We start from the raw sequence: 24,989 nt of genomic DNA, 5'->3' as shown, positions 1-24,989 counted from the left end.
GTTTTTTTGCAGTACGGGTGGTGCTTTAAACTCGGCAATTTACAATACGTTCATTGAGACCTGTAAGCAGGTTGGTGTTTCTTTTAGAGACTATTTCCGACAGCTGATGCAAGAATTGCTTTCGGGAAGAACTGATTACGAGAATTTACTTCCACAGACTATTGGTCTGAATTTGAATAAAAAATAATAAAAACATAGTTTCAAGATCTTGGCGGGTGCCTTTAGGCATCCTCCCTGAGGGGGTATACTGGGTTTTGGACGCTTACATAAATTTTCCATTATCTATTCATTTCATTGAATGGATAATTAATGATTTACCCATAAACAGTGCTTCTGCACAGATTCTCCTCCTTCAGGAAGGAGGAGTCCCCGAAGGGGGAGGTGGTAGGTCAACCTCAATTTATAACTTTTCTTATTACACTCAATTAATGAAGATCGCGAACGAACTTTATCAGTCCGCCCATCTCTTGCTGCACCTCGGCGAAGATGGCTCTCCAATCTATGCCGATAAATTCAGGCAATTGAATACAGAAGTTACACGGTTACTGAATGAATTGTATCCCGTCAAAGGCTCTTCGAACGAAGAAGAAGCAGAGATTTGTTTGGCTTTGTTGATGGGATTTTCTTCTGCAATTTATAGTGTGGAAGGGCAGGAGGAGAAGGTGCAAGTTGTGCTGGACCGGGCCTATGCTGTGTTGCAGGAGTTGGAACTTTCGTTGTTGAAGTGCCGGTTGCTGCTGTGTTGCTATGCTGAAACACGGGATAAGGAACTGATGCTGGAAGCGAAAGAGGTTATTCTGAGTTGGGGAGGAAGGGAACTGACGGAGGAGGAGAATAGAGTGATGGGGATGTATAATGACCTAATGAGATTGTAACAATAGTGGATTCATTATACCCTCTTTTTTTGATTAGTAGATCTTGGAAAATAAAACAAACACATCTTCTGGCGATAACCGTCGTATAGCTAATAATACCATTATACTCTATTTCCGTATGTTTTTAACTATGGGAATAGCATTGTATACATCTAGAATTGTCTTAAATCAACTTGGATTTGAGGATTATGGTATTTATAACGTTATTGCAGGTGTAGTTGGTATGCTTGTTTTTATGAATGGCGCATTATCTGCGTCTACTTCCAGATTTATAACATATGAATTAGGTAAAAAAAATCAGAAAGGATTAGTTGAGGTATTTCGTTCTGCTTTGACAATTCATTTATTGTTAGCTTTACTCCTGGTTCTCCTTGCAGAAACGATTGGTTTATGGTTTGTGAATAACAAACTCGTGATACCTGCAGATAGAATATCTGTTGCAAATATACTCTATCAATTCGTAATACTAAGCAGTGTAATATCTATTTTACAGGTACCGTTGACTGCTCTTATTATTGCATACGAACGAATGAGTATATATGCATATATAGCGATTGCTGATACTCTATTAAAACTACTGATCGCTTATTTGTTGGCTATCTATGCAGGTGATAAGTTGCTCCTTTATGGAATGATGATTTCTATTGTTACTGCACTGTCATTTACCTTCTATTTATTGTATGTTAGAAAGCAATATAGAGATTGTACTTTTTACCCTATTTTCAGAAAAGAAAGATTGCGCGAAATGTTTTCTTATTCTGCTTGGAGTTTGTGGGGAAGTCTTGCATATATGTTAAAGGATCAAGGAGTAAATGTACTTTTAAATATTTTTTTTGGTCCTGTTGTAAATACAGCACGTGGTATTGCTTATCAAGTAAATGTAGCAGTGAATAGTTTTACTCAGAATTTCACAATAGCTCTGAACCCTCAAATTATAAAATCTTATGCATCAGAAGAATTTCATCGTATGCATTCATTGATATTTGGAGGAACAAAGCTTTCTTTTTACTTATTACTTTTGATTGCAACTCCAGTTGTACTGAAAGCCGATTATATTTTGTCTTTATGGCTTGTAAATGTACCGGAATATACCGTAATATTTACACGTCTTGTAATGGTTAATTCCTTATTGGAGTCGTATACTTATGTTATTGGTGCCTCCATTCAAGCTACTGGCAAGATTAAGTGGTATCAAATTATTGTTGGAGGTCTACTTTTATTAAATCTACCTTTATCATATGTACTGCTAAAGCAAGGTTTTCCTCCGTATATAACTTTGGTTGTAGCTATTGGACTAACTTTGTTTTCTATAATCCTACGCATTTTCTTCTTAAAGAGTATGTTGAATATATCTTTCCGAAGTTTCCTGTTTCGCGTAGTAGGAATAACTTTTTTGGTTGCAAGTCTTTCTTTGATTTTAATATGGATAACATTAAAATTTATGCCGATTGGCGGCTTTATGGGATTATTATTGACTGTTTTGGTTAGCACATTATATATTTTCATCATTATTTGGTGTATTGGGTTAAATCATAATGAAAAAAACATGATTTATAATCTTGTACCCAATAAACGTAAAATGATTAGCTGTTTTAAAAAAGTAGCTGTAGTCATATTTGTTATCTTTGCTTGTATTTTTATTTTCTTGTTTTTTTATGTAAAAAGTACAATTCCCCCAAAGACAATATCCGAAAATAAAATAGTTCATGTAAGTATAGATGATGTGTCTGCTTGCTTATATGACCTGAAATTGAATGTGTCTAAATATAAATCTGCTTTTGATCAGCCTTTTTTTGCAGAACTAAAAAGGATGCATGAAGAACATGGTGCGGTTTTTACTCTTTACATTTATGAACAAACTCCGGATTTTAAAATAACAGAATTACCGATTAAATATAGGGATTTTTTCATCGAAAATTCATCTTGGTTGAAATTTGGATATCATTCCATATCTCCAGAGTTTAATGATTCTATTGTGCGTGCAGATTTTTTAAAATCTTTTGAAAAAGTAAATAATGCAATTGTAACTTTTGCAGGAAGAGAAAGTTGTGCCTCTACTCTACGCTTACATTATTATTATGCCTCTGATGATATGATATCCTCTTTAAAAAATAAAGGAATAAATCGTTTGCTTGGAGCAGATAATAAAGGACGTATCAGTTATAATTTGTCTGAGAACGAAAGTGAAAAATTGTTCAATGACCATTTTTTGCAAAAGGATAGTGTACTATACTTTAAAACTGATTTGAGATTGGAGCAAATGGATTATTTCCCCTTGGAGTTATGGCAATATCAAGATAGAGATACCCTTGTGTTCTTTACTCATGAATGGGCTTTAAATAAAATAAATAAATTGAAATTTCAAGAAAGCGTGAAATGGTTTTCTGAAAATAATTATGAATTTTCATTTTTAGAATAATAGAATAATGGATAAGATTAAAAGATTTATAGATTGTTATGTAGATATTACAAATTGTACATTGCGATGCCAATATTGTTATATAACCCATCATAGACTTTTTGATAAGAAAATACCAAAAATGAAATATACTCCTAGGCAGGTAAGAGCAGCATTAGCAAATAAAAGGATGGGAGGAGTGTGTTTAATAAATCTTTGTGCAGGAGGAGAGACTCTATTACTACCAAACTTAACGGAATATGTCAAAGAACTATTAGAAGAAGGTCACTATATAATGATTGTAACTAACGCCACGGTTACAAAAAGAATAGATGAATTGGCTGCACTTCCTACTGAGTTATTAAAACGTTTGTTTTTTAAGTTTTCCTATCATTATCTGGAATTAAAATCAAGGAATCTATTTGATCGATTTTTCAATAATGTTCGTAAAATGAGGGATGCAGGGTGCTCTTTTACTTTAGAATTAACCCCTTCAGATGAAGTGATACCTTATATGGATGACTTAATAATGCTTGCAGAAGAAAATGTAGGAGCTGTTTGTCATGTTACAGTAGCTCGTGATGAACGAAATCCTAAAGTGCTTCCTATTCTAACAGAATTGGATGCGAAAAGCTATAAAAATACTTGGAGCAAGCTTAATTCTTCGCTTTTTGATTATAAGTTATCTGTATTTGGAGAGCAAAGAAAGGAGTTCTGTTATGCTGGTGATTGGTCTATGCATTTAGAATTGGCGACTGGAATGATGAAACAATGTTATCGTTCTTGTTTTGATCAGAATATCTTTGAAGATCCATCTAAACCTATACGCTTTCTTCCTATTGGAAATAATTGTCAAGAACACCATTGTTATAATGCTCATGCATTTTTGACATTGGGATTGATTCCTGAACTAAAATCACCTAATTATGCAGAATTAAGAAATAGGATATGTAAAGATGGTAGTGAATGGTTGAATTCTCAAATGAAAGAGTTTATGAGAACGAGGTTGTATGAGTCAAATGAGGAATACACTGTAGATCAAAAAAACGAAATCAATAGGCAAATGAATAGCTTAGTGAAAAAAATGAAACTGAAAAATGGATTAAAAAAGACTATTCGATTTATAATTCAAAAAAAATAATGGAAATTGAGGAAAAAATAAAAGAACTATCTGACAAGATAGAACATGAGTTAACTCCTTTACTTACTAAAGAATGCATATTATTGGATTTACCTTATTATTTTAATATAGGGGATGTTTTAATATGGGAAGGCACTGAAACTTTTTTAAAAAAAATGGATATAAAGTGTCTATATCGTACTTCGGCAGAGAATTTCCGATTTCAAAAGATTGCTTCTGATGTAGTAATTCTATTGCAGGGTGGGGGAAACTTTGGTGACTTATGGCGTAAGCATCAACAATTTCGATTATCTATCATTCAAACTTATCCGGATAATCCTATAATCATTCTGCCTCAGAGTATTTGCTATGAGAATGAATCGATAATGAAACGAGATGCTTTGATAATGCAAAAACATAATAATTTGACGATATGTGCACGGGATACTCATTCCTATTCTCTTTTAGAACTGTATTTTACTCAAGTCAATCGATTATTATTGCCTGATATGGCATTTTGTATATCATCATATCAGCTTGTTAAGTATAAAAAACAATCGACTAATAAAATTCTATATCTTAAGAGGAATGATAAAGAATTGTTGAACCAACCGTTGATAGAGAAACAAATCCTAAGTATTCCCGGAATAGTGATTTCTGACTGGCCTAGTATGGAGAAATTGCAAATGCCTTTATTTATCTATAGTAAGTTACAATCAGTGAATATGCATTTGGGGCGAGATCTAGATTTGTTAGTAGACTTCTATTTTAGGAATATAGTGCGTAAACATCTGATAAAAACTGGAGTCAAATTTCTAAGTAGATATAATTATATTTATACTACGCGCCTTCATGTTGCTATTCTTTCGATACTGTTAAATAAACCATTTGCTTTTATAGATAACTCTTATGGAAAAAATCGTGGGTTTTATGATACTTGGTTAAATGGTTTAGAAAACGTGGAGTTTTTAAATTTTAATCAAAGAACAATTTAAGTAAGTTGGAGATAACTAAATGCATACTATATACATAGTGAGTGCTTATGAGGATGATTTATAGTAAAGGAATTAGTGTCATAATATGTTGTTATAATAGTGGGTGGATTATTAAGAAGACTCTTGATGCTCTTATTAAGCAAAGAAAGCTTGAAGATCTAAACTGGGAGATTATAGTTGTTGATAATGCGTGTACTGATAATACTGTAGATGTTGTGAGAGAATTCATCTTGTCATATCCGACAGTGAAAATTCAATTAGTAAGCGAATCCAGACCTGGACTAATCTATGCGCGAGAAAAAGGAATAAGTGTTTCAAAATATTCGCATTTGTTATTTTGTGACGATGACAATATATTGTGTGAAACATATTTGACTGATATTTTTAGAATAATGAATTCTGATTCTAAAATAGCAGCTTGCGGTGGTTTGGGAATAGCTACCTTTTTAATGGAATCACCTCCAAAATGGTTTAATGATTTCTGTACTGCTTATGCTATAGGAACGCAATTGGATGAATTAGGTTTAGTTAGAGATAATTTCTTATATGGTGCAGCTTGTTGTTTTTCACATGAAGCACTTGATAAATTGTATGCAGCAGGTTTTAACCCTGTACTAACTGGTAGATTGGGTGATAAATTGTTAGCCGGTGACGATTCGGAATTAACAAAATCATTAATGCTTCTTAATTATAAATTAGTTGCTAGTAATGATTTGAGGTTTGAACATGTAATACATTCGAAAAGACTTTCTTTTGATTATTTATTAAAGATGTATAGGGGCTTCGGTATATCTGCAGTTATTTTGGACTTATATAATAAAGCTCTTGAAGGCAAGACTGTTTACAGTAAAAAAGAACATTGGAAAAATATGTTTCTTGTGTATTTACGGGTGCTATATTATAATTTTGGAGGGCTATTTAATTGTAAACATAAAGTTTATTCATCATATATTAATGGGGTTTTAGTAGGGTATAAGAACTGGAAATATGGTTTTTTGAAGAATAAATTTAACAATATTATTTGTTTAAGGGAGCAAGCAAAAGAATGAATAATATGGGGCTAAGAATGAGAGAAGAATGTTTGCTTCTTAAAATAAATATGATTGTAGAGGAAAGATCTAGAAGCGCTTTTTTATGTAAAGCAATTTATTTATGAATACAAAGAATCAAAATAATGCTGAGATTCCATTGATTTCAGTTGTAACTGTGTCATATAATGCAATTGACACTATTGAAAATACTATTTTTAGTGTTCTAGATCAAATATATTCTAACATTGAATATATTATAATTGATGGTAAAAGCACAGATGGTACACAGAGGATTATTGATAAATACGCAGAATCACTATCATATTGGATAAGCGAACCTGATTTGGGCATATTTGATGCTATGAATAAAGGATTATCTGTTGCTAGGGGTGAATGGATTATTTTTATGAATAGCGGTGATCTTTTTTATAATAACAGAGTTCTGTTAGATGTATTTACGAACAACTATAATGGTATTGATTTAATTTATGGTGACGTGGAATTATTTTCCTCAGATAGGGACTTTATATATAAACAGAAATGTAATAAATATAATATAAATCTAAATTCAATTTGTCATCAAGCTGTTTTTATTCGTCGCTCAAAGCATATAGCTTTTGATCTACGGTATACATTAACGTCTGATCATGACATTATATTTGGGTTAATAAAACAGGGTAATTATAGGCACGTTGATGTTGTGGTTGCTAAAGTATTATTGGGCGGGGTTAGTTATAATGTCTTTCAGACAAGTAAAGAGAAACTTCATATTTCATATAGAAGAGGGAATCTTGTTGATAAAATCTTATCTCCTTTTTTTAACTCTTATCAGATAGTAAAATTTGTTTTTAAAAATGCGTTGTTAAAAGTCTTATCTAAGAATAATTTTGAGAGAATCGCACGTTGGAAAAGTAAGATGGAGTCATATTTATGATAAAGAATCCTGCATCATTCTTTGTTGTTGTTTGGCTTGTTGTTTTATGGCTCTATAGTCAACATTATGTTTTAGTGTTAGAGAGGCTAAGTTCGACCACTACAATATTTATTCTCCTATCATTGCTTTGTTTTTCACTACCATTTTTTCTTTTATTCAGAGTAAAAAATAATCCTAACCATTCTGCTTGCTTATCTGAAAAAGTTGATAAACGCTTAAAAGGATTGTTCAAATTTTGGGCTTGTTTTTCTGTATTAGAGATATTAATATTCCGGTCATTGCCTTTTTTTTCCTTCTTAGGTTTTGGGGGACATTATACAGAATGGGGAATTCCGAGTTTGCATGGTCTATTGAATGCTATGATAATTACGATTTCTAATATTTGTTTTTATAAATATTTATTGAGTAAAAAGAAGAAATATCTGTATTTGTTTTTGCTGTGTTTGTGTTGGCCTATTCTTTTATTAACGCGACAGGTGATTATGAGCATGATAATACAGGCTATTCTTATTTATATATATATAAATAAAATAAAGATTTCAAAAATCTTAGCCTACTTCTCCGTATTTTTTATTGTCGTCTTTTTGTTTGGCTTATTAGGAGATATGCGTTCGGGTGCTGGTGCCATCGCGGCTCTTGCCGGTGTAGCAGATAATTATCCATCTTTCTTGCCGAGTGGATTTTTATGGGTTTATGTATATGTTACAAGTCCATTGAATAACTTGAATCATAATATATATTTATACCCGGATTTTGCTTTTTCCCCTTTAACCGCTTTTGCTAATCTGTTTCCGTCTTTTGTTCGTTCTAAAGTAGTACCTTCTTCGGATATAGAAACGTCTTTAGTCAATGATAATTTAAATGTGGTAACAATGCATCCTCAGTATTTAAGTGCTTTTGGATTTTGTGGAGCATTGTTATTTTATTTTTTATATGGATTATTTGTTTTGTATGTATTTGTTCAATTTAAAACAAAAATCAATGCGAAGTGGCTTTTTATGACAGTAGTTCTTACTCACAACTTGTTGTTGTCGGTTTTTGTTGATTTTAATTTTAGCTTAGTCTTTCTTTTTCAGCTTTTTCTGCACTATTGGTTGGGAACCACTTTTTTAATTAAGAGGACATAATTATGAAAAATATTAAATTTTCAGTTGTAATACCAGCTTATAATGCCCAAAAGACTATCGAGAGTACTGTAAACTCATGTTTATCACAAGAATATTCTCCTCTGGAAATTATTATAATAAATGATTGTAGCACAGATGAAACGGTTGATCTGTTACAATCGTTATATGGAAATAATCCAAAAGTTCAAATTTATTCTTTTGAAAAAAATCAAGGAGTTTCTAGAGCACGTAATTTTGGTTGGAGGCAAGCAAAGGGGGATTATATAGCTTTTCTGGATTCTGATGATGTTTGGCGTGCTGATAAGCTAGAACTAATAAGTAGGATACTTGAGGATGATTCAAAAATATTGTGTATCGGGCATAATTATACAGCAAATATTTATTGTTTTAATCAATACAATAATGTAGAATATAAAATATTATCTCGAAAACATCTTTTGTTTCGTAATTACTTTAATACATCAAGCTTTGTTGTAAGTAATGTGATTCAAGAGCGTTTTGATGAGACGATGAGCTATACAGAAGATCATGATTTGTATTTGAGAATTTTAGATTATACGAAAATATGCTATATAAATGAATATTTGACTCTTTTAGGGAGACCTCAATTATCTAAAGGCGGATTGAGTGGTAATCGTTTAAATATGCGTAAGGGTGAATTATATATGTATTATAAGTTCTGCAAGAGAAATAAACCGTATATGCCTTTCTTGCCGTTTTATCTTCTCTTTTCTTTTACTAAATACTTAATTAAAGCTATAACTAATAAATGATAACATTAGACTTATCTGTTTCTATAGTTACTTATAAAAATAATGTGAGTATTCTTCGGAGGACAATTAATTCTGTATTAGCTTCTACTGCTCTTCAATTAAAGCTTTATATTGTAGATAATTCTCCTACTGACGAGATGAGGTTTTTATTTGTAGCTGATGACAGAGTAGAGTATATTTATATGAATTCTAATCGAGGATTTGGGGCGGGGCATAACTATATAATGAATAATCCTGCAAAAATGGGGAGATATCATTTAGTATTGAATCCAGATGTGGAATTTGAATCAAATGTTTTGATCGGTCTATTTCATTATATGGAGCAGAATGTTGATGTTGGTAATATTATGCCTAAGATTCTTTATCCAAATGGTAGTATTCAGCGTTTATGCAAATTACTTCCTACACCAAAGGATTGGATTATTAGAATGTTCATTCCTATTAAGTCCATAAAAAAAAGAATAGATTATAATTTTGAAATGCATTTTGCGAATTATAATGAGGAAATGAATGTGCCATATCTTTCGGGATGTTTTATGTTCTTGAGAGCTTCCGTCATTGAAGAAGTTGGAGTTTTTGATGAAGGTATTTTTATGTATGGTGAAGATACTGATTTAAATAGACGTATCTATCAGAAGTACAGAACAATGTATTATCCGGAAGTAACTATTACCCATAATTTTGAAAAAGGTTCCCATAAAAGTTTACGGTTATTATGGATACATATTAAGGCGGCCATTTATTATTTAAATAAGTGGGGATGGCTTTTTGATGAAGAGAGAGAAAAAATTAATAAAGAAGTTAAATTGAAATATTCGAAAAACAATAAATGAAAAAGATAGCATTAATAACTGGTATCACTGGTCAAGACGGCTCATTTCTTGCCGAATTTTTATTAGAAAAAGGATATGAAGTTCATGGTATGATCCGTCGTTCTTCTTCTTTTAATACAAGTCGTATTGAACATCTTTATTTGGATGAGTGGGTACGTGATATGAAGCAGCAGCGTTTGATCAATCTTCATTATGGTGATATGACCGACAGCAGTTCTTTAATTCGTATTATTCAAATGATTCAACCGGATGAGATTTATAATCTTGCCGCTCAGAGTCATGTTAAAGTATCTTTTGACGTCCCTGAATATACGGCTGAATCAGATGCGGTTGGTACTTTGCGTATGCTTGAAGCTATTCGTATCCTTGGTTTAGAAAAGAAAACTAAGATATATCAGGCTTCTACCTCTGAGCTTTATGGTAAGGTACAGGAGGTTCCACAAAAAGAAACCACTCCTTTTTACCCTCGCTCTCCTTATGGAGTAGCAAAACAATATGGTTTCTGGATTACCAAAAACTATCGTGAAAGTTACGACATGTTTGCTGTTAATGGTATTCTTTTTAACCATGAGAGTGAGCGTCGTGGAGAAACTTTTGTAACTCGTAAGATAACACTGGCTGCTGCACGTATAGCTCAGGGCTTTCAAGATAAACTTTATTTAGGTAATCTTGACTCATTGCGTGATTGGGGATATGCTAAAGACTATGTAGAGTGTATGTGGCTCATTCTCCAACATCATACTCCGGAAGATTTCGTAATTGCTACCGGTGAGTATCATAGTGTGCGTGAATTTTGTACATTAGCTTTTAAAGAAACTGGCATTGAACTGCGGTGGGAAGGTGAAGGAGTAAACGAGAAGGGCATTGATGTGTCTACCGGAAAGGTTTTGGTAGAAGTTGATCCAAAATATTTCCGTCCGGCTGAAGTGGAAGAATTATTGGGAGATCCTACTAAGGCAAGAACATTATTGGGATGGAACCCGACAAAGACAAGCTTTGCTGAATTAGTGAAAATCATGGTGACACATGACATGCGGTTTGTGAAGAAATTGCACTTAAAACAGAGTCTGGAAGATTAATCCATCCAAGTACACGTTCAATTTCTACGATATTTCTATGAAAAGAAAGAAAGTATTTGTAAGTGGGTGTTATGATATGCTTCATAGTGGGCATGTAGCTTTTTTTGAAGAAGCAGCACATTATGGGGACTTATATGTGGGTATCGGTTCGGATAAAACTATTTTTGAATTAAAAGCTCGCAAGACAATTAACTCTGATAATGAGCGCTTATATATGGTTTCAGCCTTGAAAACAGTGAAAGAGGCTTGGATTAATAAGGGTTCAGGAATCTTGGATTTTGAGGCGGATTTAGAGGAACTTAAACCAGATATTTTCTTCGTAAATAGAGATGGTCATTCAGTGATAAAAGAGGAATTGTGCAAGAAGATGGGGATTGAATATATTATAAGTGAGCGTATTCCCCATGGAAATCTACCTTCACGTTCTACCACTGCTTTGCGTACTGAATGTCGGATACCATACCGGATTGATCTGGCTGGTGGTTGGTTAGATCAAGTGTATGTTAATAAATTGCATCCCGGTGCTGTGTTGACTATTTGTATAGAACCGGACTATGAATTTAATGATCGTAGTGGAATGTCGACAAGTAGTCGTAAGAAGGCAATCGAACTCTGGCAAACAGATATTCCTGAAGGGGATAAAGAAAAGATTGCTAAAACTCTTTTCTGTTTTGAGAATCCTCCCGGAACTGCTTATATAAGTGGATCTCAGGATGCTTTAGGTATAACAATGCCTGGGTTAAATCGTTTTTATTATGATAATGCCTATTGGCCTGTACAAATTGAAAATATATTGAAGCCTGATGTCCTATCCTGGATTGAAAAACATATTTGGTTGATTCCATTATATCCTCGTCATAAAGAGTATGATGTTTTGTCTGGTACAAATATTAATAAAGAAGGAACTGAGGAACTGGCAAAGGCTGCTGATGATTGTTGGCTTGCATTAATTAACATGGATGCCGAAGCAGTGGGACAAGCTATGATTAATAGTTTAAAAGCTCAAACTAAAATGTTCCCCAATATGATTACAGAAGATATAATCCGGCAGATTGATAATTATAAGGATCTCGCTTTAGGATATAAAATTAGTGGAGCAGGGGGAGGAGGTTATCTAATTCTATTTAGTGAGAATCCGATAAATAATGCTATTCAAATAAGAATACGAAGATAATATATAATGGGACTCTTATTTACAGGTGCTTCTGGTTTTCTTGGAGCCAGCATATTGCCTTTATTAACTAAACATTACGAGGTTATAACTGCGGGATTGAAAGATAAAGATACGATTCGGGTGGATTTGTCGAAAGAAATCCCAACTTTATCCGGTGTTTTAGATATCGTATTGCATGCTGCAGGAAAAGCTCACTCCGTTCCTAAAACAAAAGAGGAAGAACAGGTATTCTTTGATGTAAACTTGCAAGGAACTAAGAACTTGTGTGCAGCTTTAGAAAAGAGTGGATTACCTAAGTCATTCATATTCATTAGCACAGTAGCGGTATATGGTTGTGAGTTTGGTGAAAATATAACGGAGAATCACCCCTTAAATGGCAATACACCATACGCTTTAAGTAAAATACAGGCAGAGCAATATCTAACAGAATGGTGTGAAAAGCATCATGTTTGCTTAAGTATTCTTCGTCCGTCATTAATTGCTGGCCCTAATCCTCCGGGAAATTTAGGGGCAATGATCAATGGTATAAAAACAGGGCGATACTTGAGCATTGCTGGCGGTAAGGCTAAAAAAAGTGTTTTAATGGTTCAGGATATTGCAAACTTGATTCCTATATTAGCTGAAAAGGGAGGGATATACAATGTTTGTGATAGTTATCACCCTTCTTTTGGAGAATTGGAGATGATTATAAGTAAGCAGTTAAATCGAAAGAAGCCTGTATCTATTCCTTATTGGATGGCTAAATCTATGGCTCTGGTTGGTGATTGTTTAGGTAAAAAGGCTCCAATAAACTCTTTAAAATTAAAGAAAATCACAGAATCGTTGACGTTTAGTAATGATAAGGCTATCAGTGAGTTAGGATGGAAGCCTTTAAATGTGCTGGACAATTTTAAGATTGATTAATTCTTAGACCCCCATTTTATGTATTTTGTTCTCATCTTCGTTCTGCTATTCCTGGCAGAACTTTTTTACTTCAAAATTGCTGATAAATATAACATCATTGATAAACCCAATGAACGGAGTTCGCATACTCGTATAACTTTACGCGGTGGCGGGATTATCTTTTATATGGGTAGTTTAATATATTGTTTCACCAATGGTTTAGCTTATCCCTGGTTTGTTATTGGACTCACTTTGATAACCCTCATAAGTTTTATTGATGATATTCGCCCGATATCTCAGAAAGTACGGTTAGTGTTTCATGTTTTGGGAATGTCGTTTATGTTCTTTCAGTGGGGAATGCTTGATTCCTGGTGGTCGTGGTGGTATGTGATTATTGCCTTGATCTTTTGTACGGGGATTATCAATGCATATAACTTTATGGATGGCATTAATGGCATTACCGGAGGATACTCATTAGTGGTATTGCTAGCTTTGGGATATATTAATGAATTTATGGTATCATTTATTGATAGCCGCTTTATATATGTACTGATCCTGGCTGTAATGGTATTCAATTTCTTCAACTTCAGAAAGAAAGCGAAATGTTTTGCAGGCGATGTAGGGTCGGTAAGTATTGCTTTTACTATCGTGTTCTTGATTGGGCAATTGATACTTACAACGCAGGATTTGAGTTATATTATTCTGCTGGTGGTCTATGGGGTTGATTCTGTGTTGACGATTATACATCGTATTATGTTGCATGAAAACATAGGTTTACCGCATAGGAAACATTTATATCAGATTATGGCTAATGAACTGAAAATGCCACATATCGTTGTATCGGCTATTTATATGTGTGTGCAGGCAATAATTATTATTGGATTCGTTGCTGTGCATCCTTATGGTTATGAGTATTGGTATTTATTGGCGACTATTCTTTTATTAGGCCTTTTATATGTTGTATTTATGAAAAAATACTTTCATTTGCATATGAATAAATAAAAAAACAAGATAACAGTTTTACACATATTTGCACTGATTCGAAGAATTTTATGGAGAATTAAAAATGGTTGGGGAATTTATAACTATATTTGTGAAAAATAGAATCTGATGAAGAAGCCGTATAAAAAACACGAAGAAACACCAATGATTGCTCAAGAAGCATCGATAGAATATAAAGCAAAAAGTGAAATTGACACAACACAATTGCCTTTTATTTCAATGAAAGAAGTCCTGAAAAACGGAATGTCTTTGGACGAATCAAAAAGACTTATCACAGAAAAAATCCATTCTGATTTTCATAAGGCATGATTTCAGTATATGTGGATCAGCAAGTACATGATTGTACATGATGCTTCTCATAGTTTGTTGTACTACTAACTTGATATTAATGTTATGCAACTCATTGACGACCAACTTCTAAAACAAGTAAGTAAGCAGGCGGAAGAAAACCAGCGCTTGCGGATGAATTATAATTTTCATGAGGCGTTAGATGCACCTGCCCAGCGTTTGCTTAATGCTCTGCAAATAGGGACAGATTTGCCGATTCATAGACACCAGCATACTGCTGAAACATATATTTTACTTCAGGGAGAACTGAAAGTACTTTATTATAATGATAATAAAGAAGTAACAGAAACCGTAATACTGAACCCACTAAAAGGGAATCACGGTATCCATATCCCTGCGGGACAGTGGCATACCATTGAAGTGTTAGCACCCGACTCTGTTATTTTTGAAGTAAAAGATGGGCCTTATACACCTTTAGGAAGTGAAGATACTCTGGAATAAGAGTTGTTTAATAATAGTCTTTTGTGTTTATGCAGCCGGAATTGTTTTATAATGATTCCGGCTGTTTTGATAACTAATATACTTAAAAATATTCTTTGCACTCTGAGGGTGCAAAAAAAAGAAAACTCTGCACTGTTTGAGTGCAAATTTGCTATATTTGTATGAAAATCTATAGTTATGGAGAGATTATTCGGACATTTTCATAAGTTGCTAAAAGAAGTAGATGACCAGTTCTTTCGGTATATCTATAAAGAGATCAACTGGAATAGTAGAATGATTGGCTTAACCGGCCCCCGTGGGGTGGGGAAAACAACCATGTTGTTGCAACATATAAAAACGAAATTGAATGTAAAAGACACTTTATATGTAACAGCGGAGGATTTTTATTTTGTAGATCACCGACTGGTTGACTTGGCTGATTCTTTTGTAAAGCAGCGTGGAAAGTATTTATTCATAGACGAGATACATAAATACAAGGATTGGGCCAGAGAATTAAAACTGATTTATGATTATCATCCGGAATTGAATGTTGTTTTTACGGGATCGTCAATTCTGGATATAAAGAAAGGAGCATCAGATTTAAGCAGAAGGGCGGTGATGTATTATATGCAAGGACTCTCATTTAGAGAATACCTGCAGTTGTTTCACCGTATAACAGTAGACTCTTATTCAATACATGAGATTATAGAACATCAGGTTGAAGCATCCGGATTGAAATATCCTTTACCTTTGTTTGCGGATTATCTGAAAACGGGGTATTATCCTTTTGCACTGGAAGAGGATTACGAATTGCGATTACGACAAATCATAAATCAAACATTAGAAACGGATATACCCATGTTTGCCGAGATGAACGTTTCAACCGGACGGAAATTGAAGCAATTATTGGCTATTATAGCGAAGAGTGTTCCATTTAAACCGAATATGAGTAGCATAGCTACCATACTTTCGGCAAGTCGGAATAATATAGCAGACTATTGTTTATATATAGAAGAAGCTGGAATGATAGCTCAACTGCGTGACGCAACTGGTGGAATCAGAGGTTTGGGTAAAGTGGATAAAATCTATCTGGATAATACAAATTTGGTTTATACTTTGGCAGAGAGTAATTCAAATATTGGGAACACACGAGAAACCTTCTTCTTCAATCAGACCCGGGTGGGATATGATATCATAAATTCTTCCATAGCAGACTTTCAGATTGATGATATGATTTTTGAAATTGGTGGAAAAAGTAAAGGGCAGAAACAGGTTCGTGAAGCTCATTATGGTTTTGTAGTTAAAGATGATATTGAGTCAGGTTTTGGAAACATAATACCACTTTGGCACTTTGGATTATTGTATTAATTGAGCCTCATAACTTCCCTATCACCTTCATCATCTGTTCACCGATACCAATGGTATATCCCTGAGATACGAATACAACACGTCCGAAGGTGTCGGCGATGACGAAAATTGGAAGATTGTTCGTGTGCGGCAGACGTATGGCATCGGCAATCATCCGGGTGATGCTTCCATCGGAATCAATGCCATAAGTGATGGTATGGGGTAGGGTTCCGAATTCTTGTGTATCAAAGTTCTTCCAGTTGGATTCATCTTTGAATAAGAGGATGATACTGCGGTCCCAGTTGTTGAATTGTTGGTGGATAGCGGCAATATCTCTCATCGTGTGATTGGTTGGCTCCTGGCGCGAACCTAGAATACCGATGATGAAATAACCGCGTCCGGTAGTAGCCAGAATGCTTGTTTCTTCTCTGTCCGGATTTTCTGCCAATAGGAATTTGGCTTCCGGATCTATACTACCGATAACCTGGATATCATCATTATCTTCACGTAGGGCAAGGTCTATGCGGGTGGCTTGGTTATGGGTGATATCGAATGTTTTGATGGTTGAAAGTATATTACCCTTCGCCATTCGTACACCTGTGATAAGTAGGTAGTTGCCTTCTTCGAGATCGCTGATCGTGGTATTATCTCTGTCGAATCCAAGAGTCTGGATTTTACCATCGGGATGTATTCGTGCAATGGAGAAATGCTGGCGGTATTTAGGAATAACGGGGGAGTTCTCCGGATATATAATTTCTGTTTTTCCGTATGCAGTAACAATGGGTGCGGGTGCTTCAAAGTCTACGTCCACCCAGATATCATTATGAATATATTGAACTTTTCCAGTAACAGGGTCGATGCGCGAAGGGATGGAGAGGCTACGTGCCAGAGCAACGAAGAATATATTACGGGAGTGTGTATCGGCAACACCGGCTTTCCATACTCCAATAGGGAAGATGGGAATGCGTTGCGGGTTGAGGGAATCGTCTATCCGGACATGTTGGGTAACCCATTGAACGAGCGTTTGAGGGTTTTGAACAAATTGTGTGGTTTGTTCTTGCGTAAAGTTCTCATTAAAGAAAGAACGGTAGGCGGTGAGGAGCTCGTTGCTGACCCGTGGATTCAGAATATAATGAGTGTAGTAATCACTACCAATGGGATGGCTGTTGAGCAGATGATCCAAAAGAATATCGGTCGGAGTATCACGCAAGTCTTTGGCTGAGATAACACTAAGCAAGTCTATAGCTCTGGGAAGCTCTTCGGGAGGAATAGTTAACAGGAATGAGCGAATAGCCTTCCAGTTTCCCCGGCTTCCGGTCAGATAGTTGATGGCGCGTTCGGTGTTGATATCTAGTTCTTTGGCTAAAGCGCTGGATTGTTCCTGGGTAAAGAAAGTTGCAACATAGGCATTCCGTATGCTGTCTTCTTGTTGTAGGCGAATATCGTTGGCTGCTTTTTGTTCCGGTGTGATCTCTGCCGGGATAGGTGTTGAAACAGGTGGGATAATATCAAGGTCGAGGGAGAAGGAATCTCCGGCTTTTTTATTGAGTGCGGTGGTGACTTCTGTGTCTTTTCCGAAAGATATCTTTTGGTAGCCAAAGTGATTGTTTTTGGTTGCCCAAACGAGCATATCGCCTTTGCCGGCTGTCAAGGAGGCTTTTCCTTCGTGATTGCTGGTTTTGGTGGCTACGGTATAAAACTCTGCGTAATTGTATATTTTGAATTCGACGAGTGCATTATCCAGGGGAGTACCGTTAGCATCGGTTACTGTAATGGTAGTGGTGGCGGTAGGTGCATAGTTGGCTGTGACGTTGATTTCGGTATAACACTTGGTGGTTTCCATGATCTCTTCGCGACCGTTGTACCTGCCGAATACTTTGGAGTGCATGAGCATTCCCCGTGAGGCGGGTTCGTTGAACCAGGCGAGGTTAAGAATAGGTTCAGGTTCGCAGGCGCCGAAGAAATACCACCCGCCGTTTATCCAGGCTTCTACCCAGGCGTGATTACTGTCGGTATGTGCCCAACGTGGGGTATAGACTTGCCGGGCGGGGATACCAACTGCACGGAGGGCGGCAACGGTAAAGACGGATTCTTCTCCACAACGACCGTAAGCAGTCTTGACGGAGGCCAGCGGAGAGCTGGTACGGGAGTCGGATGGGGTATAGATTACTTTCTCATGGCACCAATGGTTGACTTCGAGTACGGCATCGTATACGGAAAGGTGTTTAACGCGGTCTTTGAGTTCGTTGTAGAATACCATGCGGCTATCGTCAAGGTTTTCGTTGTTGACACGTATGGGAAGAACGAAATGGCGGAAGATGTCTTCGGGGATGCTGTCTCCCCAGGGCATTTCTTGTTTAGCCTGGAAGGAGGAGCGGATATTGTCGAGATGGAATGCACCACTATAGTCGGTAATGTCGCCGATAGGGGAGTAGGCGTAGAGAAAAGTAAGGGCTTCTCTTTCTTTTAAGGTGAGTTCCTGATCGAAGATGTCGAATAGTTCACCGTTAGGCAGTGCTTCTTGTTTAGCAAAGAAGTCTTGCTCTATTTGTTTCCGGGCATCTTTATTGGTGATGAAATGTTCATTGCTTGTACATGCTGCTCCAAGAAGAGCAAGGGAAAGTATGAGTAGTAGATGTTTGGTCTTCATAGGCGGGCGACAATTTGTACAAATGTACAAATTTAATTGAAAGTTGAAAATTGAAAGTTGAAAGTTAACTATGCAGATGGCTTACTTTAGTACCAATTCAACTGCATGATTAACTTTCAACTTTCAATTTTCAACTTTCAACTTTCAACTCTTTTGTAGCTTAGCGCTCCGGATGGGCATTTGTCTATTTGTTCGATGAGTTGCTCGGTGGTTGCATTTGTAGCGGTGATCCATGGACGTTCGCAGGGTTTGTAAACGTTAGGTAGCATCTTTACGCATACGCCGGCGTGGATGCATTTGTCGGGTTGCCAAATGATGGTGAGTTCTCCGTTGGAGTATTCATGTACTTTTTTCATAATTATATGTTTTGAGATTATATGATTGCGATTAGTCTTTTCCACTCGGGGTTCTTACGGATATAGGCGGCAACGAATGGGCAAAGGGGCACGACGTGCATGTTGCTTTCTTCTATATCTGTGAGGGTTTTCTCAACGAGTTGGGAACCAACTCCCTGGCCTCCTAACTCGTAAGGGACTTCGGTATGGGTGAGGTAGACGTTTTCCTCGTGGTTGATGATGTATTCAATCTTAGGAACATAGTCTTCAATGTGAAACTCGTATTGTTTCAATTGTTTGTTGTTGATGAGTTCGTAATTTGCAGTCATAACTTTGGGGTTTAATGTTTATATGTTAAACAGATGAAGTTACTCTTTTGTTTAGTCTACTTTTTCTTTTGGCTTGAACCAAAAGAAAAAGATAGCAAAAAGAAAAGTTCAAGGCTGAATTTGTTACGCTACTCACAGTCAGGGCGAAGCTAAAGGGTCTCAAACTCGCTTCGCTCAAACAGAAGACCCTTTAACGCCTCACCCTGATTGTTCGTTTAACGCTGCACAAATTAGGCCGGAGGCCGTGCGGGGTGGGGCTATAATTTACCCCGACTACTCATTGTTCTGCAAATGAGTGGCCGGGGTACCGTGCGGGGTGATAGGGTAAATCGTTTACTGTAGGGGCGGTTCGCGAACCGCCCAAATGCAAGTGAATTTTGATTTTATTTTTTTGCAGTCGAGCACAGGTGGATTATTTTTCTTCGAGGGTGATGCCGTCCATGCAGAAGTAAGCTGCGGTAAGCATTCCATAATCATTATTATCTGTAGAAGATAAAGAAAAAGTAACTTTAATGGCATCATTAAGTTCACTCATATCAAACCATATCCAATCAGTAATGGGCTTGTCTTCATCGCTTTGGTAATTAGCTAAATAGATTTCGGTACTGCCTGTTTCAACATCGTTTGCTGTATATCCGGTTGCAGTTAATTTAAACCAACTGCCTTTTTTAAATGGTTTAGCAAAGTTATCACCAACGGTCATGCTATTGTATGCCCAAGTACTGTTTGTGACCCATGCACCTTTAATGCGATATACTTGAGGGGCATTAATCGTAAATTGAGCAGGAAGTGCATACATATCAGTATTTACTGTTAGGTATGTGGATCCAGCTTTCCCCTTTTTTGTAATTGCTGCAATACTATTAGATGCGGAATTGTCTGTTTTGTTAGTGTAAGTGAATTGAGAAAATGAATATTCATATCCTGTTCCCCAATTAGCATAACCATGTGGAAAAGTTATTGCACTGTTATTATCTTGAAAAGTAGTGCTGCCGCTTTCATTTAAAGCAAGATCTTCTTTAGCAATAAACTCACTATTTGCTTTAGTTAATTTTCCTTCGAAACTTGTGACTAGTGTAGCTTTATCATCGTCGCTACACCCCACAAATACAAATGCTGTTAGTAATAAAAATAGGATTGATAACTTTTTCATAATTAAATGTTTGAATATTAATATTAGTTGTTAAAATGTAAATCTTCAATGGTTGATATTTCTGTGGATGATTCTCCGAGCCATCCGCAGATTTGATTAACGGCAGTATAGATTTTGACGAAGTCAATACCGTCAAGAGAGACGGGAGTGCCATCACTGTTTACTGCCCAGTCTATTTTGAATTGGGCAAGTTCGGTGTTGTTGGGGTGATTGTCTGCATAGCCCCAGGCGTATGGGTATTGTACCCAGCCAACACCATCCTGATTGGTGGCATTGTCGGGTAGGCGACTGCCTTTGAACGTGATTTGATTATCTGCGATCCATGCCGGATAATATTCGTTGTCGGCATGGAAGGAGTTACGGGGAATGGTACCTTCAGCATTTTGATTGTCTGTCCACTGTATCTCTGATAGTGGGGCGGCGGGGCGGTAGTAGGTAATCTCGTAATTCCGGGTAATATTGTTTGAATGATATTCGCTTCCTGCGAGTTCGTACCATTCATCATCGGGTAGTCCGTTGCCGTTGGTGTCTTTGGATACGAGGACGATGCCGGGTTCGGCACTTCCGGCTTTGGCTCCGGTAAGGCTGCTGTTGTAGCTTGCATTGCCGTAGATTTTGAAATCATAAGCACCGCTGATGTTGGGAATGGTATGGTCGAATCCCAGGATGATGTATCCGCCGAATCCTCCTAAGGTAAGCAGAGAGCGATCTTTGATTTGTTGGGTGGCATAGGCTAGCACTTGTTCGGGGGTGTATCCTTTGCGGTAGGCGCTGGTGGTGGTGTTTATAAACTGTCCGGGAGCCGGTAGGTATTCCAACACGCGGGTGGCGTATGCCGATGGCGCATTCGGATCTTCCGGTTCATCGTCTATGATGCTTTGCGATGCTTTATCGCTGAATACGATGGTGTTTGGGTTGATTCCGATGTTGTTGATACGGAATTGCAGGTGCCCTTGCTGACTAAAACACAGGACATCGCCTCTCACTTTATAATCGTAAGCATCGGAAATATAGATGTTTCCGCTGTATGGATTGACTTTGATGGAGAAGGGGGTGCTGATTTGTGTGCCATCCTTGATGAAGTTCTCTTCTATAATAGATTCGTTGATGAGATCGTAAACTTTAACAGCAGACTGTTTAGTCGTATAACTGTAGCTATACAGGTAAGCAAATTCATTGTGTATGGCAAAATTCATTACCGGCTCATGGATGGTTTGGGAGATTTCATCTGTCTGGCTGTTAATCTGTACGAGATATTGTTGCCCGTCTGAAGATAATGTGCCGCGTACGGCTACGTATATATTTCCGTATCTATCGGGCAGGATCTTGCCGGGGTTATTGCCTATGGTGATCTTTTTAGCTTCTTTGAAGGTAGGAATGTCGATAACAGAAACGGTATTGTCGTAGTTGGGTTGGTCCAGTCCGCCGGAATTGGAGACGTAGAGTTTGTTGTTTTGCACGCAGATACCATCCGGGTTACGCCCTGCGGTGGTATAGGCTTCGATGGTGAGCGAGGTGGTATCTATGCGGGCTACCGTACCGTCGAATGAGCAGACGTAGGCTTTATTTTTGTCGAAGGCGATGGCTCTGGGCTGGCGCGAACTGCCGTTATCGGTTAGGATGGAGATGCGTTTCAGGGATTTTCCGGTGGGCAGGTCAATGACTTCTACCTGGCTGGATACGTTGACAACGATGTAGAGTTTGGAACCATAGATGGCCATGTCGTTGGCGGTATCTCCCAGTCCGCGTTGGTTGACTTTGAGGAAGTAGTCGGGCACGATTTTGTTGTTGCTGAACGTATAGCGTGCCAGGGAACTGTTGTTCAGGTTGAACAGTCCTTCGGAAAGAATGTAGAGTTCGGCGGTTCCGGTTTCGGTGATGTTTTCATTGCCGTCATTCGGAGCAGGAGTGATATCTTCCATATCGTCGCAAGCAGATAGGAGGATTAGAAGAAGGAATAAAAAAACTAACAGCCTCACCCCAGCCCTCTCCAAAGGAGAGGGGGAAGGGGTGTGGGGTATTTGGTTGTATGTACCTATATTTAAACTCATCATGTTGCTCTAGGAGTTTTCGAATGTTATTAAATACTTCAATAACCGTAGACTGCTCTCTTCTCCCTCTCCTTTGGAGAGGGCCGGGGTGAGGCTTTGATTGTAATCGTCGCCCTGACCGACCGTCCCGGCATCGGGAAATTGCGTACAATCTCATAATTCTTGTCCAGTAGGTTAAGCACTTCGACCCGCAAATTGGTCTTTATGTTTTTGATTTGGAAATCACGGTTGGCGGCAATGCTATGGTCGGTGTACTTAGCCAACTGGTTCTCGGACAGGTTTTGCCCCAGTACATAGCGCTTGCCGGAATGTACTATGGTGTAGGAGAGGTTGACCCACGGTGTTTCCATTCCCGCTTGCCCCGAACCGGATACGCGTGGGGTGTAGGCTATTTGCTGGTTGTATGTTTTACCATCGGGATCGGTTACGTCCAGTGCCCGTTGATAGGTGTAGTTTCCGGACAGATTCAGACGGATGTCTTGTAATGGCTCCAGAATGATGTTTGCCGTAGCATCCAGACCTTTGATTTCTACTTCGCCCAGGTTTACCATGCTCCATATAAATATATTCTTGGTTGGGATGGCTATGATTTTATCTTCCACCTTATTATAATAGGCATCCACGGTGGCGGAGATGTAAGGAATGAAACGGTTGATTTCCTTTCCGTAGGTTATTCCCAGGTTGTATTGGGTGGTTTTCTCGGGGCTTAGTCCGGTGTTTCCAACTTCGGTATAATACAGGTCGTTGAAGGTGGGCAGTCTGAATATATCTTTGTAATACCCGCGGATGCGCAGTTCTTCTGTTTTAAAAGGTTTGAATGAGGCGCTGACGTACGGGTTTAGTTTGCGGTGATTGCCGGCTACTGCGCCGAAGTGTGTGTGTTCGTTGATGACCGTAGCCAGTAGCGATACAGAAGCGGTAAGCCATTCGTTGACGTATTTACCGGCCAGGGCAGTGAGCCAGGAGTATCGTTTGGGAGCGGCAAAGTTATCCTGACTGGCGTTCAGGGTTTGCATACTTCCGTCGCTGGCCAATGAGAATGACAGGTTGTCCAACATGCGGTACAGGGCAGAAGCGGAGAGGTAGTACTCTTGGTTGTAGTATTTATTTTCTGTTTTTCCGGTTGATCCTTTATAGTCAGGATCAAGATAGCGCTGGTAATTCCAGTTCCATTTGGCAGATGTCTGGAATACCCATTTCCGGTTGAATTCCTTTTTATACTGGCTTTGTATGAAGGTGTTCTTGTCCCACAGATATTGCGAAGCGTAATCGTAGTACAACGTTGTCGCTCCGGGTAATCCGCGGGATGCCTGGTAATAGTAGGCTTTGAACCTCCATTGTTCCGTGTCGGAGAAATTACCGAACAGTCCGGCTTCGGCGCGCAGGGTTCTGACTTCCGTATTTTTACGTTTCTCTCTTGAGGTGCTGTCGTTCTGGTTTCCGTAGTGCATGGTGTATGGGTATCTTCCATCGGCCGACATCCATTCGGCGTTAGCCGAAAGCGCCCAAGTGTCGTTTATCTTTTGTTCGACCAGCAGGGAAGGGTTAACCAGTCCCCACGATCCGGTTTTGAATGACCCGTTCAGGTTGGTGTTTCTTCCTTTCCTGAACTGCGGAGTAAGCGTTTGTATGTTCAGCACTCCGGCCGAAGCAAACAGTCGGGCGGGTTGGAAGATGTTATCACTTTGTCCGTTGCTGAGGCTCAGGCGGTCTACATTGTCGAGCGAGAAGCGTCCGATATCCACCTGTCCGGTTTGCGAATCGCTTATCGTAATACCATCATAGCTAACGGCGGTATGTTCGGCTCCGAGGCTTCGGAGGGATACGGTTTTAAGTCCGCCAATGCCGCCATAGTCCTTTACCGTGACTCCGGCGAAGTGTTTTACTGCATCGGAAACTTGCAGGACGTTGAGGCTACTGAGTTGTTCTTTGGTGAAGACCTGTATGGGAGCCGTGGCTCTGACTTCCTGGGTTTGGTAGCGTTCGGAAATGGTGACTTCGGGTATATCGTATATACGAATCGTGTCGGGGGCTTGTTGTGCGTAAAGCAGTGCCGGGGTGAGTAGTCCGGCTATCCACACACAAAAAAATACACCAATAAATTTCTTGTTTTTATTACCCATAGCTATTCTT

Annotated in this window: 22 protein-coding genes and 1 pseudogene; 17 read left to right on the top strand and 6 right to left on the bottom strand. The window is 37.9% G+C overall.

The window, feature by feature from the left end:
• The 17 genes and pseudogenes from D0T87_RS24175 to D0T87_RS05865 all read left to right on the top strand — a co-directional run.
• A pseudogene (locus D0T87_RS24175) lies at positions 1-187 on the top strand (IS66 family transposase); the annotation flags it as partial.
• Between the two features lie 241 nt (positions 188-428).
• Complete coding sequence (locus D0T87_RS05940; protein ID WP_163173765.1) at positions 429-875, top strand: UpxZ family transcription anti-terminator antagonist; 447 nt, start codon at positions 429-431, stop codon at positions 873-875.
• Between the two features lie 43 nt (positions 876-918).
• Positions 919-3,294, top strand: a complete 2,376-nt coding sequence (locus D0T87_RS05935; RefSeq protein ID WP_239063493.1) for a lipopolysaccharide biosynthesis protein — start codon at positions 919-921, stop codon at positions 3,292-3,294.
• Positions 3,295-3,301: 7 nt separating this feature from the next.
• On the top strand, positions 3,302-4,414 hold the full coding sequence (locus D0T87_RS05930) for a radical SAM protein (RefSeq protein ID WP_163173763.1): 1,113 nt from the start codon (positions 3,302-3,304) through the stop codon (positions 4,412-4,414).
• Positions 4,414-5,388 carry a polysaccharide pyruvyl transferase family protein gene (locus tag D0T87_RS05925; protein WP_163173761.1) on the top strand — a complete coding sequence of 325 codons (975 nt, stop codon included), beginning with the start codon at positions 4,414-4,416 and terminating at the stop codon, positions 5,386-5,388. The genes D0T87_RS05930 and D0T87_RS05925 overlap by 1 nt, the downstream gene beginning before the upstream one ends.
• A 47-nt stretch (positions 5,389-5,435) precedes the next feature.
• Entirely contained in the window at positions 5,436-6,437 is a 1,002-nt protein-coding gene (locus tag D0T87_RS05920; protein ID WP_163173759.1) for a glycosyltransferase, read from the top strand.
• A 103-nt stretch (positions 6,438-6,540) separates the two neighbouring features.
• Complete coding sequence (locus D0T87_RS05915) at positions 6,541-7,353, top strand: glycosyltransferase family 2 protein (protein ID WP_163173757.1); 813 nt, start codon at positions 6,541-6,543, stop codon at positions 7,351-7,353.
• Entirely contained in the window at positions 7,350-8,480 is a 1,131-nt protein-coding gene (locus D0T87_RS05910) for an oligosaccharide repeat unit polymerase (RefSeq protein ID WP_163173755.1), read from the top strand. The genes D0T87_RS05915 and D0T87_RS05910 overlap by 4 nt, the downstream gene beginning before the upstream one ends.
• 2 nt (positions 8,481-8,482) lie before the next feature.
• Positions 8,483-9,253, top strand: coding sequence for a glycosyltransferase family A protein (locus tag D0T87_RS05905; protein WP_163173753.1), 771 nt, complete (start codon positions 8,483-8,485; stop codon positions 9,251-9,253).
• Positions 9,250-10,086, top strand: a complete 837-nt coding sequence (locus tag D0T87_RS05900; RefSeq protein WP_163173751.1) for a glycosyltransferase family 2 protein — start codon at positions 9,250-9,252, stop codon at positions 10,084-10,086. Before D0T87_RS05905 ends, D0T87_RS05900 begins: the two co-directional genes overlap by 4 nt.
• On the top strand, positions 10,083-11,165 hold the full coding sequence (gmd, locus tag D0T87_RS05895; protein ID WP_163173749.1) for a GDP-mannose 4,6-dehydratase: 1,083 nt from the start codon (positions 10,083-10,085) through the stop codon (positions 11,163-11,165). Before D0T87_RS05900 ends, gmd begins: the two co-directional genes overlap by 4 nt.
• A 37-nt stretch (positions 11,166-11,202) precedes the next feature.
• Positions 11,203-12,339 (top strand): adenylyltransferase/cytidyltransferase family protein, encoded by a 1,137-nt coding sequence (locus tag D0T87_RS05890; protein ID WP_163173747.1) that lies wholly within the window; start codon positions 11,203-11,205, stop codon positions 12,337-12,339.
• Positions 12,340-12,345: 6 nt separating this feature from the next.
• On the top strand, positions 12,346-13,242 hold the full coding sequence (locus tag D0T87_RS05885; protein ID WP_163173745.1) for an NAD(P)-dependent oxidoreductase: 897 nt from the start codon (positions 12,346-12,348) through the stop codon (positions 13,240-13,242).
• Positions 13,243-13,260: 18 nt separating this feature from the next.
• On the top strand, positions 13,261-14,223 hold the full coding sequence (locus D0T87_RS05880; protein WP_163173743.1) for a glycosyltransferase family 4 protein: 963 nt from the start codon (positions 13,261-13,263) through the stop codon (positions 14,221-14,223).
• 108 nt (positions 14,224-14,331) lie between these two features.
• Positions 14,332-14,532 carry a hypothetical protein gene (locus D0T87_RS05875; protein ID WP_163173741.1) on the top strand — a complete coding sequence of 67 codons (201 nt, stop codon included), beginning with the start codon at positions 14,332-14,334 and terminating at the stop codon, positions 14,530-14,532.
• A gap of 84 nt (positions 14,533-14,616) precedes the next feature.
• Positions 14,617-15,012, top strand: a complete 396-nt coding sequence (locus D0T87_RS05870; protein WP_163173739.1) for a WbuC family cupin fold metalloprotein — start codon at positions 14,617-14,619, stop codon at positions 15,010-15,012.
• 177 nt (positions 15,013-15,189) lie between these two features.
• Positions 15,190-16,359 (top strand): ATP-binding protein, encoded by a 1,170-nt coding sequence (locus tag D0T87_RS05865; RefSeq protein WP_163173737.1) that lies wholly within the window; start codon positions 15,190-15,192, stop codon positions 16,357-16,359.
• 7 nt (positions 16,360-16,366) lie between these two features.
• Here D0T87_RS05865 and D0T87_RS05860 read toward each other — a convergent pair whose 3' ends face one another.
• The 6 genes from D0T87_RS05860 to D0T87_RS05835 all read right to left on the bottom strand — a co-directional run bounded on the left by D0T87_RS05860 (position 16,367) and on the right by D0T87_RS05835 (position 24,979).
• Positions 16,367-18,988, bottom strand: coding sequence for a transglutaminase domain-containing protein (locus D0T87_RS05860; protein WP_163173735.1), 2,622 nt, complete (start codon positions 18,986-18,988; stop codon positions 16,367-16,369).
• Positions 18,989-19,125: 137 nt separating this feature from the next.
• On the bottom strand, positions 19,126-19,344 hold the full coding sequence (locus D0T87_RS05855) for a (4Fe-4S)-binding protein (RefSeq protein ID WP_163173733.1): 219 nt from the start codon (positions 19,342-19,344) through the stop codon (positions 19,126-19,128).
• 17 nt (positions 19,345-19,361) lie between these two features.
• Positions 19,362-19,652 (bottom strand): GNAT family N-acetyltransferase, encoded by a 291-nt coding sequence (locus tag D0T87_RS05850; RefSeq protein ID WP_163173731.1) that lies wholly within the window; start codon positions 19,650-19,652, stop codon positions 19,362-19,364.
• Between the two features lie 412 nt (positions 19,653-20,064).
• Entirely contained in the window at positions 20,065-20,805 is a 741-nt protein-coding gene (locus D0T87_RS05845; RefSeq protein ID WP_163173729.1) for a DUF4465 domain-containing protein, read from the bottom strand.
• A 23-nt stretch (positions 20,806-20,828) separates the two neighbouring features.
• A complete protein-coding gene (locus D0T87_RS05840; protein WP_239063491.1) occupies positions 20,829-22,859 on the bottom strand; it encodes a YncE family protein in 2,031 nt (676 codons plus the stop codon).
• 35 nt (positions 22,860-22,894) lie between these two features.
• Positions 22,895-24,979 carry a TonB-dependent siderophore receptor gene (locus D0T87_RS05835; RefSeq protein WP_163173727.1) on the bottom strand — a complete coding sequence of 695 codons (2,085 nt, stop codon included), beginning with the start codon at positions 24,977-24,979 and terminating at the stop codon, positions 22,895-22,897.
• Between the last annotated feature and the right edge of the window lie 10 nt (positions 24,980-24,989).

The sequence above is a fragment of the Bacteroides sp. 51 genome (genome assembly GCF_010500965.1).
GTDB lineage: Bacteria > Bacteroidota > Bacteroidia > Bacteroidales > Bacteroidaceae > Bacteroides.
This window is presented reverse-complemented; position numbering and strand designations above follow the sequence as displayed.

Bases quoted from the DNA above. Each gene is read 5' to 3' on its own strand.
- D0T87_RS05940 (WP_163173765.1), top strand. From the start codon at position 429: ATGAAGATCGCGAACGAACTTTATCAGTCCGCCCATCTCTTGCTGCAC.
- D0T87_RS05930 (WP_163173763.1), top strand. From the start codon at position 3,302: ATGGATAAGATTAAAAGATTTATAGATTGTTATGTAGATATTACAAAT.
- D0T87_RS05840 (WP_239063491.1), bottom strand. From the start codon at position 22,859: ATGATGAGTTTAAATATAGGTACATACAACCAAATACCCCACACCCCT.
- D0T87_RS05865 (WP_163173737.1), top strand. From the start codon at position 15,190: ATGGAGAGATTATTCGGACATTTTCATAAGTTGCTAAAAGAAGTAGAT.
- D0T87_RS05900 (WP_163173751.1), top strand. From the start codon at position 9,250: ATGATAACATTAGACTTATCTGTTTCTATAGTTACTTATAAAAATAAT.
- D0T87_RS05855 (WP_163173733.1), bottom strand. From the start codon at position 19,344: ATGAAAAAAGTACATGAATACTCCAACGGAGAACTCACCATCATTTGG.
- D0T87_RS05860 (WP_163173735.1), bottom strand. From the start codon at position 18,988: ATGAAGACCAAACATCTACTACTCATACTTTCCCTTGCTCTTCTTGGA.
- D0T87_RS05875 (WP_163173741.1), top strand. From the start codon at position 14,332: ATGAAGAAGCCGTATAAAAAACACGAAGAAACACCAATGATTGCTCAA.
- D0T87_RS05910 (WP_163173755.1), top strand. From the start codon at position 7,350: ATGATAAAGAATCCTGCATCATTCTTTGTTGTTGTTTGGCTTGTTGTT.
- D0T87_RS05850 (WP_163173731.1), bottom strand. From the start codon at position 19,652: ATGACTGCAAATTACGAACTCATCAACAACAAACAATTGAAACAATAC.
- D0T87_RS05870 (WP_163173739.1), top strand. From the start codon at position 14,617: ATGCAACTCATTGACGACCAACTTCTAAAACAAGTAAGTAAGCAGGCG.
- D0T87_RS05890 (WP_163173747.1), top strand. From the start codon at position 11,203: ATGAAAAGAAAGAAAGTATTTGTAAGTGGGTGTTATGATATGCTTCAT.
- D0T87_RS05845 (WP_163173729.1), bottom strand. From the start codon at position 20,805: ATGAAAAAGTTATCAATCCTATTTTTATTACTAACAGCATTTGTATTT.
- D0T87_RS05835 (WP_163173727.1), bottom strand. From the start codon at position 24,979: ATGGGTAATAAAAACAAGAAATTTATTGGTGTATTTTTTTGTGTGTGG.
- D0T87_RS05885 (WP_163173745.1), top strand. From the start codon at position 12,346: ATGGGACTCTTATTTACAGGTGCTTCTGGTTTTCTTGGAGCCAGCATA.
- D0T87_RS05880 (WP_163173743.1), top strand. From the start codon at position 13,261: ATGTATTTTGTTCTCATCTTCGTTCTGCTATTCCTGGCAGAACTTTTT.
- D0T87_RS05925 (WP_163173761.1), top strand. From the start codon at position 4,414: ATGGAAATTGAGGAAAAAATAAAAGAACTATCTGACAAGATAGAACAT.
- gmd (WP_163173749.1), top strand. From the start codon at position 10,083: ATGAAAAAGATAGCATTAATAACTGGTATCACTGGTCAAGACGGCTCA.
- D0T87_RS05905 (WP_163173753.1), top strand. From the start codon at position 8,483: ATGAAAAATATTAAATTTTCAGTTGTAATACCAGCTTATAATGCCCAA.
- D0T87_RS05920 (WP_163173759.1), top strand. From the start codon at position 5,436: ATGAGGATGATTTATAGTAAAGGAATTAGTGTCATAATATGTTGTTAT.
- D0T87_RS05915 (WP_163173757.1), top strand. From the start codon at position 6,541: ATGAATACAAAGAATCAAAATAATGCTGAGATTCCATTGATTTCAGTT.